This window comes from Pseudomonas sp. MT3, from assembly GCF_054720805.1.
In genome coordinates this window covers 15,413-32,928 of sequence record NZ_JBTVPY010000007.1, presented here as the reverse complement: position 1 = coordinate 32,928, position 17,516 = coordinate 15,413, and the positions used below count along the sequence as shown (strand labels likewise).

Here is a 17,516-nt window from a genome sequence, read left to right as displayed (position 1 = left end):
TCCCCGAGCGTGGAAGGACGCTTCCGATTTTTGCAGTGGCACTGAATTTAAGTTGACCTTAATTTCACCCTGACTTAACTTCGCGTTCGACATTCGCCGGCGCCCCCGGCGACATCCGGCCATCGCCCACGGAGGAGCGATGGCGCCCGAGCCGGCGCAGGCCCACAACGCCCATGCCAGGCTCCCTCAGAAAAAGAACAACGAGGTTAGGCATGCGTATGAAGCGTCGTATCTCCATGCATTCTCTGGTCGCCGGCAGCCTGCTGCTGGCCAGCTCGGCGAGCTTCGCCGCCAGCAATCTGGTGTTCTGCTCCGAAGGCAGCCCGGCCGGCTTCGACCCGGGCCAGTACACCACCGGCACCGACTACGACGCCACCTCGGAAACCCTGTTCAACCGCCTGGTGCAGTTCGAGCGCGGCGGCACCGAGGCCGTGCCGGCCCTGGCCGAAAGCTGGGAAACCAGCGCCGACGGCAAGACCTGGACCTTCCAGTTGCGCCGCGGCGTGAAGTTCCACAGCACCGGCTATTTCAAGCCGACCCGCGAGTTCAACGCCGACGACGTGGTCTTCACCTTCCAGCGCATGCTCGACAAGGACCACCCCTTCCGCAAGGCCTACCCCACCGAGTTCCCCTACTTCACCGACATGGGGCTGGACCGCAACATCGCCAGGGTGGAGAAGCTCGACGACCATACCGTCCGCTTCACCCTCAACGAGGTCGACGCCGCCTTCATCCAGAACCTGGCGATGAGCTTCGCCGCGATCCAGTCCGCCGAGTACGCCGACCAGTTGCTCAGCCAGGGCAAGGCCAGCGAGATCAACCAGAAGCCCATCGGCACCGGGCCCTTCGTGCTCAGCCGCTACCAGAAGGACGCGCTGATCCGCTTCAAGGCCAACAAGGATTACTGGAAACCCGAGGACGTGCGCCTGGACAACCTGATCTTCGCCATCAACACCGACGCCTCGGTGCGCATGCAGAAGCTCAGGGCCGGCGAATGCCAGATCAGCCTCAACCCGCGCCCGGCGGATCTCGACTCGCTGAAGCAGGACACCAACCTGGACATGCCGTCGCAGCCGGGCTTCAACCTCGGCTACCTGGCCTACAACGTCACCCACCAGCCGCTGGACCGCGTCGAGGTGCGCCAGGCGCTGGACATGGCGGTGAACAAGCAGGCGATCATCGAGGCCATCTACCAGGGCGCCGGCCAACTGGCGGTCAACGCCATGCCGCCGACCCAGTGGTCCTATGACGAATCGATCAAGGGCCAGGCCTACGACCCGGACAAGGCCCGCGCCCTGCTGAAGCAGGCCGGCATCGCCGAAGGCAGCGAAATCACCCTCTGGGCCATGCCGGTGCAGCGCCCCTACAACCCCAACGCCAAGCTGATGGCCGAGATGATCCAGGCCGACTGGGCCAAGGTCGGCATCAAGGCGAAGATCGTCAGCTACGAGTGGGGCGAGTACATCAAGCGCGCCCACGCCGGCGAGCACGACGCCATCCTGTTCGGCTGGACCGGCGACAACGGCGACCCGGACAACTGGCTGGGCACTCTCTACGGCTGCGATTCGGTCAACGGCAACAACGTCTCCAAGTGGTGCGACCCGGCCTACGACAAGCTGGTGAAGCAGGCCAAGGCGACCAATGACCACGCCCAGCGCGTCGCCCTCTACCAGCAGGCCCAGCAACTGCTCGCCCGGCAGTTGCCCATCAGCCCCATCGCCCACTCCACCGTGTACCAGCCCATGCGCAAGTCGGTGCACGGCTTCCTCATCAGCCCCTTCGGGCGCAACTCGTTCTACGGCGTGAGCAACCAGCCCTAGCCGAAGCCCGCGGCGTCCGCCGCAGGCAGGCCGGCCCGGCGCAGACCGAGCGGCCCTTCGTTTCGCCACTGCCTATTCCCAGCGCGCCCGCCCCGGCAGGCGCGGCGGGATGCGTTTGCCGTCTGGAAAACAACAACGAAGAAGAAGGAGCAATCCCATGCAGTGTCCGTATTTCAAACCCGCCGTACTGGGCCTGGCGATCGGCGCCGGGCTGCTCGGCCAGGCCTGGGCCGCCGAGGACGATGCGAACAGGGGCCAGGCCGGCGCCACAGGCTTCGTCGAGGGCCAGAGCCTGACCCTGACCACGCGCAACTTCGCCTCCCGCGAGCAGATGCACGACAGCTTCGGCTTCCGCATTCCCAAGGACGGCGGTTCGGAATTCACCCACAGCCGCCGCACCTGGGTGCAGGGCACCATCCTCCAGTACAGCTCCGGCTACACCCAGGGCACCGTGGGCTTCGGCCTCGACGTGGCCGGTTTCAACGCCATCAACCTGGAGCGTGGCAAGGGTGTGATCGGCGGTGGCGGCAACCGCACCCTCACCCACAGCGATGGCGAGGCCGTGGACGAGTGGTCGAAGATGGGCATCGCCAACCTGCGCCTGCGCGTTTCCAACACCGAACTCAAGGCCGGGCGTTTCCAGGTCGAGACACCGGTGTTCAACAGCATCGACAACCGCGCCCTGCCGTCGAGCTTCAACGGCGTGGCGCTGCTCAGCGAGGAACTGGCCGGCCTCCCGCTGCAGGCCGGCAGCTTCACCCGCGCCAGCCCACGCACCGGGGCGGGCGACGAGGACTTCACCACCGAGTACGGCACGCGCCAGGTCAAGGGCGACCGCTACAGCTACATCGGCGGCAGCTACAAGGTCGCCGGGAACCTGTCGGTGACGGCCTACGGCGGCCACTTCGAGAACATCTGGAATCAGTACTACCTCGGCCTCTCCCACGACCTGGGCGATGCGCAGAGGCTGCTGCTGAACACCAGTTTCAACCTCTACAGCACCCGCGACACCGGCAACCGCGAGGCGGGCTACATCGACAACGACACCTGGAGCCTGGCCTTCACCCTCGGCCACGGCGCCCACTCGCTGATGCTCGGCTGGCAGCAGGTCGACGGCAACGAGTATTTCGACTACGTGCACGAGACCTCGGCCATCTACCTGGCCAACTCGCTGCTGTCGGACTACAACGGGCCCAACGAGAAGTCCGTGCAGCTGCGCTACGGCACTGACTTCGCGCCCTACGGCGTGCCAGGCCTGACCACCGCGGTGTGGTACGCCAAGGGCTGGGACATCGACGGCACCCATTACGACGGGGACCGCAATGGCGCCTTCGGCAACTACGCCGAGGTCCGCGCCCAGGATGGCGAAAAGCACCACGAGCTGGGCCTGATGGGCACCTACGTGATCCAGGACGGGCCGCTCCGGAGTACCAGGTTCCGCCTGATGTACATGAAGCACCTGGCCAGCCAGAACCAGGTCGACGGCAGCGTCGACGAAATCCGCCTGGTCAGCACCTTCCCCTTCGCCCTGCTGTAGGAGAACCGGCATGAACCCGCGCTACCTGCCCCTGCTCCTGGCGCTCGGCGCCGGCCCCGCGCTGGCGCAGAACCTGGTGGTCTGCACCGAAGCCAGCCCGGAAGGCTTCGACATCGTCCAGTACACCGGCGCGGTCACCGCCGACGCCGCCGCCGAGACGCTGTTCAGCCGCCTGGTGGCGTTCCGCCCGGGCACCACGGAGATCGTCCCGTCCCTGGCGGAGAGCTGGGAGGTCAGCCCCGACGGGCTGGCCTACACCTTCCACCTGCGCCCGGGGGTGAAGTTCCACAGCACCGCGTACTTCAAGCCCGACCGCAACTTCAACGCCGACGACGTGCTCTGGAGCTTCCGGCGCGCGCTGGACCCGCAGCATCCCTGGCACGATTCGGCGCCACGCGGCTACGCCTACTTCGAAGCGATGAACATGGGCGAGCTGATCAAGTCGGTGGACAAGCTCGACGACCTGACCGTGCGCTTCACCCTGAACCACCCGGAGGCGCCCTTCCTCGCCGACATGGCCATGAGCTTCGCCTCCATCTACTCGGCCGAGTACGGCGACCAGTTGCTCGAGGCCGGCCGGCAGGACCGGCTCAACGCCCAGCCGATCGGCACCGGCCCCTTCGTCTTCAGCCGCTACGCCCGCGACGCCCAGGTCCGCTACAAGGCCAATCCGGACTACTTCGGCGGCAAGCCGGCGATCGACAACCTGGTGTTCGCCATCACCCTCGACCCCAACGTGCGCATGCAGAAGCTGCGCCGCGGCGAGTGCCAGGTCGCGCTCTACCCCAAGCCGACCGACGTGCCGCAGTTGCAGAAGGAAGCGGGCCTGGCGGTGGACAGCACCGACGCCCTGCTGACCACCTACGTCGCTCTCAATACCCAACACAAGCCGCTGGGCGACGCGCGCGTGCGCCAGGCCATCAACCTGGCGATCGACAAGCAGGCGCTGCTGGACGCGGTGTTCGGCCCCGGCGCGGCGACGCCGGCGGTCAACCCCTACCCCTCGACGCTGCTCGGCTACAACGAGCGGCTCCAGGACTGGCCGCACGACCCCGCGCGCGCCCGGGCCCTGCTGAAGGAGGCCGGGGCGGAGGGCGCGAAGCTGACGCTGTTCATCCGCAACGGCAGCTCGCCGACCATTCCCAATCCGGCACTGGCGGCACAGATGATGCAAGCGGATCTCGCCAAGGTCGGCATCGAACTGCAGATCCGCGCGCTGGAATGGGGCGAGCTGCTCAAGCGCTCCAAGGCCGGCGAACACGACCTCTCGCTGCTCGGCTGGGCCGGCGACAACGGCGATCCGGACAATTTCCTCAGCCCCAACCTCAGCTGCGCCGCGGCGAAGTCCGGGGAAAACCAGGCGCGCTGGTGCGACGCGGCCTTCGAATCGTTGATCCAGCAGGCCCGGCGCACCGACGAACGATCGAAACGGCAGGAACTTTATGAAAAGGCGACAAAGATATTCCACGAGCAAGCGCCGTGGATTCCCCTGGCGCATCCTAAGCTGTTCAATGTGCGCCGCAGCGACATCGAGGGCTACACCATCAGCCCGCTAAGCAATAACAACTTCGCCGACGTGCGGGTTTCCGAAACCCGGGTGAAGTGACAAGAAAAGCGGCGCCCGCCAGCATTCCGGCGGGCAGCCGCGCGATGAGGAGTCCTCCGCCACCATGCTCAGTTTCATTGCCCGCCGCTTCGGGTTGCTGATCCCGACCTTCTTCGGCGTCACCCTGCTGACCTTCGCGCTGATCCGCCTGATCCCCGGCGACCCGGTGGAAGTGATGATGGGTGAGCGCCGCGTCGATCCGCAGATGCACGCCGAAGCCATGCACCGTCTCGGCCTCGACAAGCCGCTCTACCAGCAGTACCTGGACTACATCGGCAACCTCGCCCAGGGCGATCTCGGCGAATCGCTGACCACCCGCGACAGTGTCTGGCACGAGTTCCTCACCCTGTTCCCTGCCACCCTCGAACTGTCGCTGGCGGCCCTGCTGTTCGCCGGCACCTTCGGCCTGCTGGCCGGGGTGATCGCCGCCCTCAAGCGCGGCTCACTGTTCGATCACGGGGTGATGACCATCTCCCTGGCCGGCTACTCGATGCCGATCTTCTGGTGGGGCCTGATCCTGATCATGCTGTTCTCCGTGAGCCTGGGTTGGACGCCGGTGTCCGGACGCCTGGACCTGCTCTACGACATTCCGCCTGTGACCGGCTTCATGCTCATCGACACGCTGCTCTCGGATGAGGAAGGCGCCTTCGTGGACGCCGTGCGCCACCTGATCCTGCCGGCCATCGTGCTGGGCACCATCCCGCTGGCGGTGATCGCCCGCATGACCCGCTCGGCGATGCTCGAAGTGCTGCGCGAGGACTATGTGCGCACCGCCCGCGCCAAGGGCCTGTCGCCGGCCCGCGTGGTGTTCATCCACGCCCTGCGCAACGCCATGATCCCGGTACTCACCGTGTTCGGCCTGCAGGTCGGCACGCTGCTCGCCGGTGCCGTGCTCACCGAGACCATCTTCTCCTGGCCGGGCATCGGCAAATGGCTGATCGATGCGATCAGCCGCCGCGACTATCCGGTGGTGCAGAACGGCATCCTCCTGGTGGCGACCCTGGTGATCCTGGTCAACTTCACCGTGGACATCCTCTACGGTCTGGCCAACCCACGCATCCGCCACCAACGCTGAGGAGCCCACGCCATGAATGCCAACGCCAAAGCTCCCGCCAGCGACCCGAGCCTGGTCTACCCCTCCCCGCTGAAAGAATTCTGGCAAGCCTTCTCGCGCAACAAGGGCGCGGTCGGCGGCCTGCTGTTCATGCTGGTCATCGTGTTCTGCGCGCTGTTCGCCCCCTGGGTGGCGCCCCATGATCCGAGCTGGCAGTTCCGCGAGTACCTGCTGACCCCGCCGGCGTGGCAGGAAGGCGGGCAGATGCGCTTCCTGCTAGGCACCGACGAACTGGGCCGCGACCTGCTTTCGCGCCTGATGCACGGCGCGCGACTGTCATTGAAGATCGGCCTGGCCTCGGTGGTGATCTCGATGATCCCCGGCATCATCCTCGGCCTGTTCGCCGGCTTCTCGCCCAACCGTCTGGGCCCGGTGATCATGCGCCTGATGGACATCATGCTGGCCCTGCCCTCGCTGCTGCTGGCGGTGGCCATCGTCGCCATCCTCGGCCCGGGCCTGATCAACACCGTGATCGCCATCGCCATCGTCTCGCTGCCGGCCTATGTGCGCCTGACCCGCGCCGCCGTGATGGGCGAGCTGAACCGCGACTACGTTACCGCCTCGCGCCTGGCCGGCGCCGGCACCCTGCGCCTGATGTTCGTCACCGTGCTGCCCAACTGCATGGCGCCGCTGATCGTGCAGGCCACCCTGAGCTTCTCCTCGGCGATCCTCGACGCCGCCGCCCTGGGCTTCCTCGGCCTCGGCGTGCAGCCACCGACACCCGAGTGGGGCACCATGCTGGCCTCCGCGCGCGACTACATCGAGCGCGCCTGGTGGGTCGTCTCGCTGCCCGGCCTGACCATCCTGCTCAGCGTGCTGGCGATCAACCTGATGGGCGACGGCCTGCGCGACGCGCTGGATCCGAAGCTGAAGAACGCGGCGTGAGGAAGACACCAATGATGACTTTCGCATGTGCTGTAGGAGCGAGCTTGCTCGCGAACCTGCCGTCCTCCGCGCTCCCCGTTCGCGAGCAAGCTCGCTCCTACAAGAAGAACAGAAGCCTGATGGAGACCGCCGTATGAGCCTCCTCGACCTGCGCAATCTCTCGGTCCGCTTCGGCGACCGCAACGCCGTCCCGGTGGTGGACGGCCTCGACCTCGCCGTGGACAAGGGCGAAGTCCTGGCCATCGTCGGCGAATCCGGCTCCGGCAAATCCGTGACCATGATGGCCCTGATGGGCCTGATCGACGCCCCCGGCATCATCACCGCCGACACCATGCAGTTCGACGGCACCGACATGCTGCGCCTCAAGGGCCGCGAGCGGCGGCGCATCGTCGGCAAGGACATCGCCATGGTCTTCCAGGACCCGATGACCGCGCTCAACCCCAGCTTCACCGTCGGCTACCAGATCGAGGAAGTGCTCAAGCTGCACCTCGGCCTGCGCGGCAAGGCGCTGCGCCAGCGCGCCCTGGAACTGCTCGAACGGGTGGAAATCCCCGGCGCCGCGCAGCGCCTGGAGGCCTACCCGCACCAGCTCTCCGGCGGCATGAGCCAGCGCGTGGCGATCGCCATGGCGATCGCCGGCGAGCCCAAGCTGCTGATCGCCGACGAACCGACCACCGCGCTGGACGTGACCATCCAGGCGCAGATCATGGAACTGTTGCTGAACCTGCAACGCGACCAGGGCATGGCACTGATCCTGATCACCCACGATCTGGCCGTGGTGGCCGAAACCGCCCAGCGCGTCTGCGTGATGTACGCGGGGCAGGCGGTGGAGATCGACGGCGTGCCGGCGCTGTTCGACGCACCGACGCATCCCTACACCGAGGCGCTGCTCAAGGCGATTCCCGAGCACAGCGCCGGCGAGGAGCGCCTGGCCACCCTGCCCGGCATCGTCCCCGGCAAGTACGATCGGCCGCAGGGCTGCCTGCTGTCGCCGCGTTGCCCTTACGTGCAGGACAACTGCCGCACGGTGCGTCCGGCTCTGGAACCCCATGAGCGCGGCGCCGTGCGCTGCTTCTACCCGCTCAACCTGAACACCGAGGTGGCCCGATGAGCGCCGTCCTGACCGCCCGCGACCTGACCCGTCACTACGAAATCTCCCAGGGCCTGTTCAAGCCGCACGCCCTGGTCCGCGCGCTCAACGGCGTATCCTTCGAGCTGCAGGCCGGCAAGACGCTGGCCGTGGTCGGCGAATCCGGCTGCGGCAAGTCCACGCTCGCCCGGGCGCTGACCCTGATCGAGGAACCCACCGCAGGCTCCCTGCAGATCGCCGGCCACGAGGTGAAGGGCGCCAACCACGAGACGCGCAAGCAACTGCGCCGCGACGTGCAGATGGTCTTCCAGAACCCCTACGCCTCGCTCAATCCACGACAGAAGATCGGCGACCAGCTGGCCGAACCGCTGCTGATCAACACCAGCCTGTCGCGCACCGAACGCCGCGAGCGGGTGCAGGCGATGATGAAGCAGGTCGGCCTGCGCCCCGAGCACTACCAGCGCTACCCGCACATGTTCTCCGGCGGCCAGCGCCAGCGCATCGCCCTGGCCCGCGCCATGATGCTGCGGCCGAAAGTGCTGGTGGCGGACGAGCCGACCTCGGCACTGGACGTGTCGATCCAGGCCCAGGTGCTCAACCTGTTCATGGACCTGCAGGAGGAGTACGGCACCGCCTACGTGTTCATCTCGCACAACCTCGCCGTGGTCCGCCACGTGGCCGACGACGTGCTGGTGATGTACCTCGGCCGCCCGGCGGAAATGGGGCCGGCGGAAAAGCTCTATGAACGCCCGTTGCACCCCTACACCCAGGCCCTGCTCTCGGCGACCCCGGTCATCCATCCCGATCCGGACAAGCCCAAGATCAAGATCCAGGGCGAGCTGCCCAACCCGCTCAACCCGCCCAGTGGCTGCGCCTTCCACAAGCGCTGCCCGTATGCCACCGAGCGTTGCAGGAGCGAAGTGCCGGAACTGCGTTTGCTGGATGAGCGCCAGGTGGCCTGCCATCACGCGGAACAGTTCCTGAACTGAAACGAAATGGGCCGGTCTTAGGCCGGCCCATCCTTTCGGATACAGCTGAGCCGGAACAGGCTGACCGCCTGATCCGCCCTGTCCCGCCAGGGGGGCGCCCCGCCACTGCCCCACCGCAGTGGCCGTCATCCACAGGACCGGGCCATTCATGCTGCTGTTCTTCCTCCTGCTCATCCTCGCTGCCGCCATCGTCGCCAATGTCCAGATCCACAAGTGGAAGCGCCAGCGGCGACTGGACATTCGCGCGGCCGTGAATTCGCGGAAGAAGGCGGCTCCGAGGAAGAAGGCCCAGCCGGAGATCGATCTCGACGGGATCGACTGGGACGGCCTTGGCCAGGAAGAACCGGACTTCGCCGCGCCCCCGGCAGCGCCAGTGGCATCGCCCGCGCCAATCTCCGTGAAGACGCCCACCACACCTTGCGCAGCGAAACCGGAAGCGGAGCCGACGGACGAGTTCTATCCACTGGAACGCGCCTTGCCGCAGGGCCAACTCACCGCCGCGCAGCGCAACGAGGCGATGGCCCGATTGCTCAAGGCCAACCTGCACATCCCCACCCCGGAGCCGGGCGAGAAGCACGTCGTGCTGGACATGGACGGCGGAAGCTACGTGCCCGTCGCCACTCATCCGGCGGCGGCCGCCATCGCCCTGGGGCATCTGGCCGAAAGCATGCAGCAACGCACGGGCGAGCAACTTCTGAAGGAACTGCGCGGCGGCGACCTCGGGTTGCTGGTCGTCGCGCGCAATCCGCATAGGCCTTCCGTAGCGCGCCTGTGGAAAATCCAGCCGGAAGACCTCTGAGGGAAACACCCCGTAGGAGCTTGCTCGCGAACCTCCTGGCAGCGGAGCTGGGGCCGTTCGCGAGCAAGCTCGCTCCTACGAAAAGCCCCAGTTCAAAGGTCGCGGATCAGCGCCAGGCGTACGCCGAAGCCCAGCAGGATGCCGCCGAAGCCCCACTGCTGCACCCGCTGCATCGTCCTGTGCCGCGCCAGCCAGCGCCCCATGCGCTCACCGCTGACCGCGTAGAAGCTGTCGAAGCCCAGCCCCACCAGCACCAGCACGCCGCCCAGCAGCGCGAACTGCACGGCCAGCGGGCCGTTCTGCGGCTGGATGAATTGCGGCAGCAGCACCGAACAGAACAGCAGCGCCTTGGGGTTGAGCAGGTTGGTCAGCACACCGCGGCGCAAGGCCCGTCGATAGCTCGCCGGGGCTTTCGCGCGTTCGGCGCTGTCCACGGTCGGACCGACCGGCGCGCGCAGCAGTTGCAGGCCGATCCAGGCCAGGTAGAGGCCGCCGCCAACGCGCACCGCATCGAAGGTCCAGGGCGCGCTGCGGAACAGCAGCGCCAGGCCGGTTGCCGCCAGCGCCACATGACAGGCGCGCGCCAGGCCAAGGCCGAGCGCCGTGGCCAGCGCGGCACGGCAGCCGTCGCGGGCACCGGTGTGCAACAGGAGAATCATGTCCGGCCCCGGCAGCAGGTAGACCATCGCCAGGGCCAGCAGGAACACACCGATATCCATCAATCCGCTCCGAAACAGTCATTGCGGATAGGGATTCTATGCCCGAAAGCCGAGGCAGGTGCTTGCGTATTCGGCCAGCATCACGATGCTGTTTGGCATATTCTGCCAAGCAGAAAGCCAACGAGTATCCGCTTATGCCAATTCCCAAGCTGGACGCCTACGACCACCGCATCCTCGCCTCCCTGCAACGCGACGGCCGCCTGAGCAACGTGGAACTGGCCGAGGAAATCGGCCTCTCGCCCTCCCCCTGCCTGCGCCGGGTGCGCCTGCTGGAGGAAGCCGGGATGATCCGCGGCTACCACGCCGAACTGGGCCGCGACGAAGTCGGACTGGGACTGACGGTCTTCGTCGGGGTGAAGGTCGAGCGCCACAGCGACACCAGTGCCGCCGCCTTTCGCCAGGCGGTGATCGACCTGCCGGAGGTGATCTCGGTGCACCTGGTCAGCGGCGAGTCGGACTTCCTGTTGCAGGTCGTGCTGCCCGACCTGCGCGCCTATGAGCAGTTCCTCACCGGCACCCTGCTCAAGCTGCCGGGCGTCAGCGACATCCGTAGCAATTTCGCGATCCAGACGGTGAAGGAGTCGGCGCCTCTGCCGCTGCGGCACCTGCCTAGTGGCCTGTACGGCTGATTCGGCAATTGAAGTTCGAGTGCCAGGGTTTGCCAGACAAGGCGCCGCAACGAGTCGTAGCAGGGCTACGGTGAGGAGCGGCAACGCAGTATGGCGAAGCCTGGCGCCGAAATTGATTAGTCGAATTAGCCACACAGGCCACTAAGTAGCGAAGAAGCGCAGGAATGCGCGCAGGTCCGCTTGCGCCTGTTCCACGCTCGCCGGGGCGAAGCGCACCTCGCTGTGCGCCGGGCATTGCGCCAGGCGACCGATGTCCAGCGGGTGCAGCACGCCGAGTACGGGGTAGCCGCCCATGCTCTGACGGTCGGCCAGCAGGATGATCGGCTGGCCGTCCGGCGGTACCTGGATGGCGCCGTCCACCACGCCCAGCGACCATTGCCGGCGCGGCGCCTCCAGCGCCTCGCCGCGCAGGCGCACGCCCATGCGGTCGGATTGCGGGCTGATCCGCCAGGGCTGGCGGAAGAAGGCTTGCCGTTGTGCGGCCGTGAACGCATCCGGGCCCGGCAGCACGCGCAAGGCGGGGGGCTCGCGATAATCCGGCCGATAGGACCAGGGCACACTCGCCCCCTGCGTGAAACGCGCGCCCTCGTCGGCGCACTCCAGCACGTCGCCCACGGAGAGCGGCTGGCCATCGCCGGACAGGCCGCCGAGTTTTTCCCGCGCATGGGTCGAGACGCTGCCCAGCACCGCTCGGACCCGGAAGCCTCCGGCAACGGCGAGACAGGCCCGCTGCCCGGCACGGGCAAAACCCAGTTTCAGGCGCTGTCCCGCCCGCACGCGAAAACGTGACCAGGCCGGTAGCGGCTCGCCGTCGAGACAGGCCGGCAGCTCGGCGCCCGTCAGCGCCAGCCAGGTGTCCGACCGCGCATCCAGCTCCACGCCGCCCAGGGCTATCTCCAGCAGCGGCGTATCGCGGCCATTGCCAAGCAATCGATTCGCCCAGGCCGCCGCGTGCCGATCCACGGGGCCGCCGGGCGATACGCCCAGTCCCTGCCAGCCGTGGCGCCCGCCATCCTGCAACAGGCACAGCGGGCCGCAGGCGATCACCGTCAGGCTCATGGCTCGCCACCGGCGGCATGGTAGGCCGCTTCGTCGATGGGTACGAAGCGTACCCGGTCGCCCACCGCCAGCGGACAGGGCGGCTCCCGCCACGGATCGAACAATCGCTGCGCGGTGCGACCGAGCAGATGCCAGCCGCCGGGCGAGGCCTGTGGATAAACCGCCGTCTGCCGCTCGGCGATTGCCAGGCTGCCGGCGGGCACGTGCGTGCGCGGCGTGGCCCGGCGTGGCAGGGCGAGTCGTTCGTCCAGCTCACCGAGGTAAGCGAAGCCGGGGGAAAAGCCGATCGCGCCGACGCGATAGTCACGGCCGGCGTGCAGGGAGATGACCTGAGTGGACGTGAGCCCACACAGCCGGCCGACTTCAGCCAGGTCCTCACCGGCATACCACACGGCGATTTCATGCAGGCGGCCGGGGCTACTCGCCTGCGGTTCGCCCGGCCAGTCCGCCAGCGCCGCCCGGACGCGGCCCTGCAGTTGCGGCAGGTCGATACGCAGCAGGTCATAGTGCAGCAACAGGGTGGTCCAGCCGGGCACACAATCCGTCAATGCCGCGCCCAACTCGGCGCGCAGTCGCTCGGCAAGGCAAGCGATGCGAAGCGGCAGCGCTTCGTCGGGCTGCTCGGCGAGGGTGATCAGCAGCGCCGTGGCGCCGAAGGCTTCGACACGGATCATGCCTGGTCCAGCAGGCCACGCAGGCGCCGTAGCACCGCCAGGGATTCGGGGTTGTCGCCGTGCACGCAGAGGCTGTCGGCGCGCAGGCGCAGCGGGTTGCCGTCGATGTCCGGGAAGGGCTCGCCACGGGCAATCGCCAGGGCCTGGTCGAGGATGCGCTGTGGTTCGTGGTGCACGGCATCGGGCAGGCGGCGCGGGGCGAGCTGGCCATCGGGCAGGTAGGCGCGGTCGGCGAAGGCCTCGAACATCAGCGGTACGTCGGCGGCATCGGCCAGTTGCAGTTCGCGGCGGTTGTCGGCCAGGGCCAGTACCATCAGCGGCAGGCCCTTGCGGTAGGCGGCGCAGGCGTCGAGCACGGCACTGAGCAGCGCGTCGTCCCGCACCAGGTCGTTGTACAGCGCGCCGTGGGGCTTCACGTAATCGACGCGGGTGCCGGCGGCGCGGCAGAAGGCGTCCAGGGCGCCGACCTGGTAGAGCACCAGCGCCCGCACTTCCTCGGGCGAGCAGCTCAGGTGCCGGCGGCCGAAGCCGGCCAGGTCCGGGTAGGCCGGGTGTGCGCCAATGCTGACGCCCTGCTCTACCGCCAGGCGAACGGTGCGCTGCATGGTCAGCGGGTCGCCCGCATGGTAGCCGCAGGCCAGGTTGGCCTGGTCGATCAGCGGCATGGCATGGGTGTCGTCGCCCATGCTCCAGGCACCGAAACTTTCGCCCATGTCGCAGTTGAGCAGGATCCGCGTCGTGCGCTCGGTCATCGGCCTCACCATCCTTCGAAATTTCCTACAGGTTAAAACAGACACTGGCCTTTGGCCTTCGGAGAATACTCACTCACGATTAGGAGGAGTACCATTCACGGTCTCTATCCGCGGATACCTTCTCCGAATGATCAAAGCCGCCATCCTGGCCGCCTTCGGCCTGAGCATCGTTTATGTCCACCTGCGCGGACGGGTGCGTCACAAGTTCACGCGCCAGTTGACCGACCACTCCAGCTTCCTGGCGCCGATCAACTGCATCATGTACCTGTTCTCCAGGGTACCGAGCCGCCCGTACCTGGCGACCGACGATTTTCCCGAGATGCGCCTGCTGACCGAGAACTGGGAAACCATCCGCAGCGAAGCCCTGCACCTGCGCGACGCCGGCAGCATCAAGCGTTCCGAACAGCTCAACGACGTGGGCTTCAACTCCTTCTTCAAGACCGGCTGGAAGCGCTTCTACCTGAAGTGGTACGACGACAGCCATCCGTCCGCCGATGCGCTGTGCCCGAAGACCACCGAGCTGCTGCGGCGGATTCCCTCGGTCAAGGCGGCGATGTTCGCCGAACTGCCGCCGGGCTCGCGCCTGGTGCGCCACCGCGACCCCTACGCCGGTTCCGTGCGCTACCACCTGGGGCTGATGACGCCGAACGATCCGGGCTGCTTCATCGAGGTGGACGGCGAGCGCTACCACTGGCGCGACGGCGAAGCGGTGGTGTTCGACGAGACCTACATCCACTATGCCGAGAACACCACCGGGCATGACCGGGTGATCCTCTTCTGCGACATCGAGCGGCCGCTGAAGTACCGCTGGGCCACAGCGTTCAACCGCTGGTTCAGCCGCAACGTGATGGCCGCCGCCGCCTCGCCGAACGACGCGGGCGACAAGACCGGCGGCATCAACCGCGCCTTTGCCTCGCTGTACAGGATCCGCCTGCACGGCAAGGCGCTGAAGAAGCGCAACCGCAAGCTGTACTACCTGCAGAAGTGGGGGTTCTTCGCGGCGGTGCTGGCGCTGTTCCTGTGGATATGAGTCGCCGCAGGATCTGAGCCAGGCCCTGAAATCAAAAAGGCCTCCGCTTAGGCGGGTGCCTCTTGCTTTGCACCGCCTGGAACGCAGTGCGGTCTTTCCCTGTAGGAGCGAGCTTGCTCGCGAACCGACCCAGCTCCGGAGCTGCCGGGATATCTGTTCGCGAGCAAGCTCGCTCCTACAAAAAAGCTCGTCACGTCGTCGCGACTGGCTACGCTCAACGCCGGATCAATAAACGTCGCGCCGGTAGCGCCCAGTCTCCAGCAACTCCTCGACCTGGGCATCGCCAAGCATCTCGCGCAGCGCGCGGTCGACGCCTTCGGCCATGCCCTGCAGGCTGCCGCAGACGTAGATCAGCGCACCCTCGTCCAGCCATTGGGCGAGCACTTCACCGCTGGCGCGCAGGCGGTCCTGCACGTAGATCTTCTCGGCCTGGTCGCGGGAGAAGGCGACGTCCAGGCGCTGCAGTTCGCCCCGCGCCAGCGCGCTTTCCAGCTCCTCGCGGCAGTAGAAGTCATGGGCGAGATTGCGCTCGCCGAACAGCAGCCAATTACGCCGGCGCCCCTCGGCGATGCTGGCCCGCAGCAGGCTGCGCAGCCCGGCCAGGCCCGTGCCGTTGCCGATCAGGATCAGCGGGCGATCCGCCTCGCACAGGTGGAAGCTGCGGTTGCGCCGCAGGCGCAGCAGCAGGCTGCCGCCCTCCGGCAGGTACGCGGTGAGCCAGCCGGAGCAGATGCCCAGCGAGCCGTCGGCGTGCTGTTCCTGGCGCACGATCAGCTCCAGCGCGCCATCGCTGCGCAACGAGGCGATGGAGTACTGGCGCACGGACAGCTTGATCAACGCGTCGTACACCGCCTGGCCATGCAGGCCTACCAGGTGTTCGAGGTTACCCGGCAGCAGGCAGCCGGCCAGGGCGATCTTCAGCGAGGTGGCGATCCCCTCGGCCTGGATGGTCGAACCGCCGTCCAGGCCGAGGCGATCCAGCCAGGCCTCGACCAGGAACGCCGGTTGGCGCGGGGCGATCTCCACCAGGTCGCCGGCGCTCCAGTCGATCCGCGAATCGTTCGGCGCGGCCAGGCGCAGCAGCCAGGTGGGTTCGCCCTGGCTGCCCGGATTGAGGTGCTCGCGGCCAGCCAGCGTCCAGACTTCGAAGGCCGGCGCGCTGAACGCGGCCTGCGGCGCGGCGCCGGAGAGTTCGGCCAGGCGCCGCTGCCAGTCGTGCAGCGCGGCGGCATCGCCATTGTCCACCTCGACGCCATCGAACAGCGCCCGCGCGCCCTGTCCTTGCAGCCAGCCTTGCAGGCGACGGGCGAAGCCACAGAAGTGCTCGTACTGGCGATCGCCGAGGGCAAGGACGGCATAGCGCAGGTCGCCCAGCCCCAGGCTCTGGCCCAGCAGGTGGCGCTCGAAGCCACGGGCGTTGTCCGGGGCCTCGCCGTCGCCGAAGGTGCTGACCACGAACAGCGCGTTGCGGGTCTGCTCCAGTTGCGCGCGGTCCAGCTTCGCCAGCGGCTCGACGCGCACCGGCAGGCCGGCGGCCTGCAATTGCCCGGCGCTCTGCCAGGCCAGTTGCTCGGCGAGGCCGCTCTGGCTGGCGTAGCCCACCAGCCAGGCGTCGCCGACGACCGTACGCGTGTCGAGCTCGCCACGGGCGGCCTGGGCCGCGCGCTGCTTGCGACGGCGGTCGAGGTAGAGCAGCCAGCCGGTGATGAAGAACAGCGGCATCGACAGGCTCGCCAGCATCATCAGGATGCGCCCGGCGAGGCCGAAATAGCTGCCCACGTGCAGGGCATAGACGCTGGTCAGCAGTTGCTTGCCGAAGGAACTGTCGGTGTAGCGCTTGTCGGCCAGGAGCTTGCCGCTGGCCGGGTCGATGGTCATCTCATTGAAGGCGCGCTCGTGGGCGGCGTCGTCGAGGAGGTAGAAGACGGTTGCCGGCTGGCCTTTCACCGGCGGCAGGCGCAGGTTGTAGGCGGTCATCGCGGCGCCGCCGGTCTGCTCGATGGTGGCCCAGACGGCGCTTGCATCGACCACCGGCGGCGGGCCCTTGGGCGCCGGGCCGCGCTTGCCGCCACGCAGCCCCTTGGGCTGGCCGGCCGGGGTGTCGTCGAGCAGCTTGAACAGGCCGCTCCGGTACCAGTCGTAGGACCAGTACAGGCCGCTCAGGGCTGCCAGGAGGTAGAACGCCAGGCACCAGGTACCGGCCACGGCATGCAGGTCCCAGTTGAACGCCCGGCCCTTCTTGGCCCAGTCGAAGGTCAGCCAGGCGCGCCAGTTCAGGGCCTTGCGCGGCCAGCGCAGGTACAGGCCGGAGAGGCACAGGTAGAGCAGGATCAGCGTACTGGCGGCGGTGACCTGTTTGCCCAGCTCGCCCGCGGCGAGGAAGCGGTGCAGCTGCATGATGAAGTTGAAGAAGCCTTCGCCCCTGGGCGCCGGCAGGAACTGGGCGGTGTACGGGTCGACGTAGCGCGATTCGCCCCGGCGCTGGCCCGGCTTGGGCGTGTAGAAGAGACGGCTGGCCTGGTCGCCGTCGAGGGTCACCCAGACGAAGGCGACTTTCTTGCCCGGCTCGGCGCTCTCCACCCGATGGATCAGTTCGTCCATCGGCAACGTGCCCTCGGCGCGCTTTTCCACGGTGAGGCTGGCGGGATTCACGGCGCGCAGGATTTCGTCCTGGAACGACAGCATCGCCCCGCTCAGGCCCATCAGCGCCAGCACCAAACCGGCGCTGATGCCGAACAGCCAATGCAACTGGAACCAGACTTTCTTCAACACCGTGGCCTCACGTCATGCCGCCCTTCGCGCGGGGCGGAATT

At 67.4% G+C, this 17,516-nt stretch carries 15 protein-coding genes; 10 read left to right on the top strand and 5 right to left on the bottom strand.

The features are described 5' to 3' along the window. Window positions 1-236 precede the first annotated feature (236 nt). From ACYCAX_RS09050 to ACYCAX_RS09015, 8 genes are all read left to right on the top strand, one after another. Window positions 237-1,820, top strand: coding sequence for an ABC transporter substrate-binding protein (locus tag ACYCAX_RS09050; protein ID WP_460247895.1), 1,584 nt, complete (start codon window positions 237-239; stop codon window positions 1,818-1,820). A 157-nt stretch (window positions 1,821-1,977) separates the two neighbouring features. After that, window positions 1,978-3,357, top strand: coding sequence for an OprD family porin (locus ACYCAX_RS09045; protein WP_294976166.1), 1,380 nt, complete (start codon window positions 1,978-1,980; stop codon window positions 3,355-3,357). Between the two features lie 10 nt (window positions 3,358-3,367). After that, entirely contained in the window at window positions 3,368-4,963 is a 1,596-nt protein-coding gene (locus tag ACYCAX_RS09040; RefSeq protein WP_460247836.1) for an ABC transporter substrate-binding protein, read from the top strand. A 64-nt stretch (window positions 4,964-5,027) separates the two neighbouring features. Beyond that, window positions 5,028-6,038, top strand: coding sequence for an ABC transporter permease subunit (locus ACYCAX_RS09035; RefSeq protein WP_460247835.1), 1,011 nt, complete (start codon window positions 5,028-5,030; stop codon window positions 6,036-6,038). A 12-nt stretch (window positions 6,039-6,050) separates the two neighbouring features. Further along, window positions 6,051-6,962, top strand: a complete 912-nt coding sequence (locus ACYCAX_RS09030) for an ABC transporter permease subunit (RefSeq protein WP_015475786.1) — start codon at window positions 6,051-6,053, stop codon at window positions 6,960-6,962. A 133-nt stretch (window positions 6,963-7,095) separates the two neighbouring features. Then, complete coding sequence (locus ACYCAX_RS09025) at window positions 7,096-8,073, top strand: ABC transporter ATP-binding protein (RefSeq protein ID WP_460247834.1); 978 nt, start codon at window positions 7,096-7,098, stop codon at window positions 8,071-8,073. Next, window positions 8,070-9,041 carry a peptide ABC transporter ATP-binding protein gene (locus tag ACYCAX_RS09020; protein WP_460247833.1) on the top strand — a complete coding sequence of 324 codons (972 nt, stop codon included), beginning with the start codon at window positions 8,070-8,072 and terminating at the stop codon, window positions 9,039-9,041. The genes ACYCAX_RS09025 and ACYCAX_RS09020 overlap by 4 nt, the downstream gene beginning before the upstream one ends. A gap of 148 nt (window positions 9,042-9,189) precedes the next feature. After that, entirely contained in the window at window positions 9,190-9,840 is a 651-nt protein-coding gene (locus ACYCAX_RS09015) for a hypothetical protein (RefSeq protein ID WP_460247832.1), read from the top strand. Between the two features lie 92 nt (window positions 9,841-9,932). Here the strand turns inward: ACYCAX_RS09015 and ACYCAX_RS09010 are convergent, their stop codons facing one another. Continuing rightward, the gene (locus ACYCAX_RS09010; protein WP_294978447.1) at window positions 9,933-10,559 is read right to left on the bottom strand and encodes a LysE family translocator; all 627 of its coding nucleotides are present in this window, start codon (window positions 10,557-10,559) and stop codon (window positions 9,933-9,935) included. Window positions 10,560-10,693: 134 nt separating this feature from the next. On the opposite strand from ACYCAX_RS09010, the gene ACYCAX_RS09005 reads away from it, so the two are divergent. Then, window positions 10,694-11,188: an Lrp/AsnC family transcriptional regulator gene (locus ACYCAX_RS09005; RefSeq protein ID WP_294978449.1), complete on the top strand. Its 495-nt coding sequence runs from the start codon at window positions 10,694-10,696 to the stop codon at window positions 11,186-11,188. 141 nt (window positions 11,189-11,329) lie between these two features. On the opposite strand, the gene ACYCAX_RS09000 is transcribed toward ACYCAX_RS09005, so the two are convergent. Genes ACYCAX_RS09000 through ACYCAX_RS08990 form a run of 3 tightly spaced genes read right to left on the bottom strand, consistent with a single transcriptional unit; the run spans window position 11,330 to window position 13,673 of the window. Beyond that, window positions 11,330-12,247, bottom strand: a complete 918-nt coding sequence (locus tag ACYCAX_RS09000; protein WP_460247831.1) for a 5-oxoprolinase subunit C family protein — start codon at window positions 12,245-12,247, stop codon at window positions 11,330-11,332. Then, on the bottom strand, window positions 12,244-12,921 hold the full coding sequence (gene pxpB, locus ACYCAX_RS08995; protein WP_460247830.1) for a 5-oxoprolinase subunit PxpB: 678 nt from the start codon (window positions 12,919-12,921) through the stop codon (window positions 12,244-12,246). Before pxpB ends, ACYCAX_RS09000 begins: the two co-directional genes overlap by 4 nt. Further along, window positions 12,918-13,673, bottom strand: coding sequence for a 5-oxoprolinase subunit PxpA (locus ACYCAX_RS08990; protein ID WP_460247829.1), 756 nt, complete (start codon window positions 13,671-13,673; stop codon window positions 12,918-12,920). Before ACYCAX_RS08990 ends, pxpB begins: the two co-directional genes overlap by 4 nt. A gap of 130 nt (window positions 13,674-13,803) precedes the next feature. On the opposite strand from ACYCAX_RS08990, the gene lpxO reads away from it, so the two are divergent. Continuing rightward, window positions 13,804-14,703 (top strand): lipid A hydroxylase LpxO, encoded by a 900-nt coding sequence (gene lpxO / locus ACYCAX_RS08985; protein WP_086009594.1) that lies wholly within the window; start codon window positions 13,804-13,806, stop codon window positions 14,701-14,703. Window positions 14,704-14,928: 225 nt separating this feature from the next. Here the strand turns inward: lpxO and ACYCAX_RS08980 are convergent, their stop codons facing one another. Next, window positions 14,929-17,472: a PepSY domain-containing protein gene (locus ACYCAX_RS08980; RefSeq protein WP_460247894.1), complete on the bottom strand. Its 2,544-nt coding sequence runs from the start codon at window positions 17,470-17,472 to the stop codon at window positions 14,929-14,931. Between the last annotated feature and the right edge of the window lie 44 nt (window positions 17,473-17,516).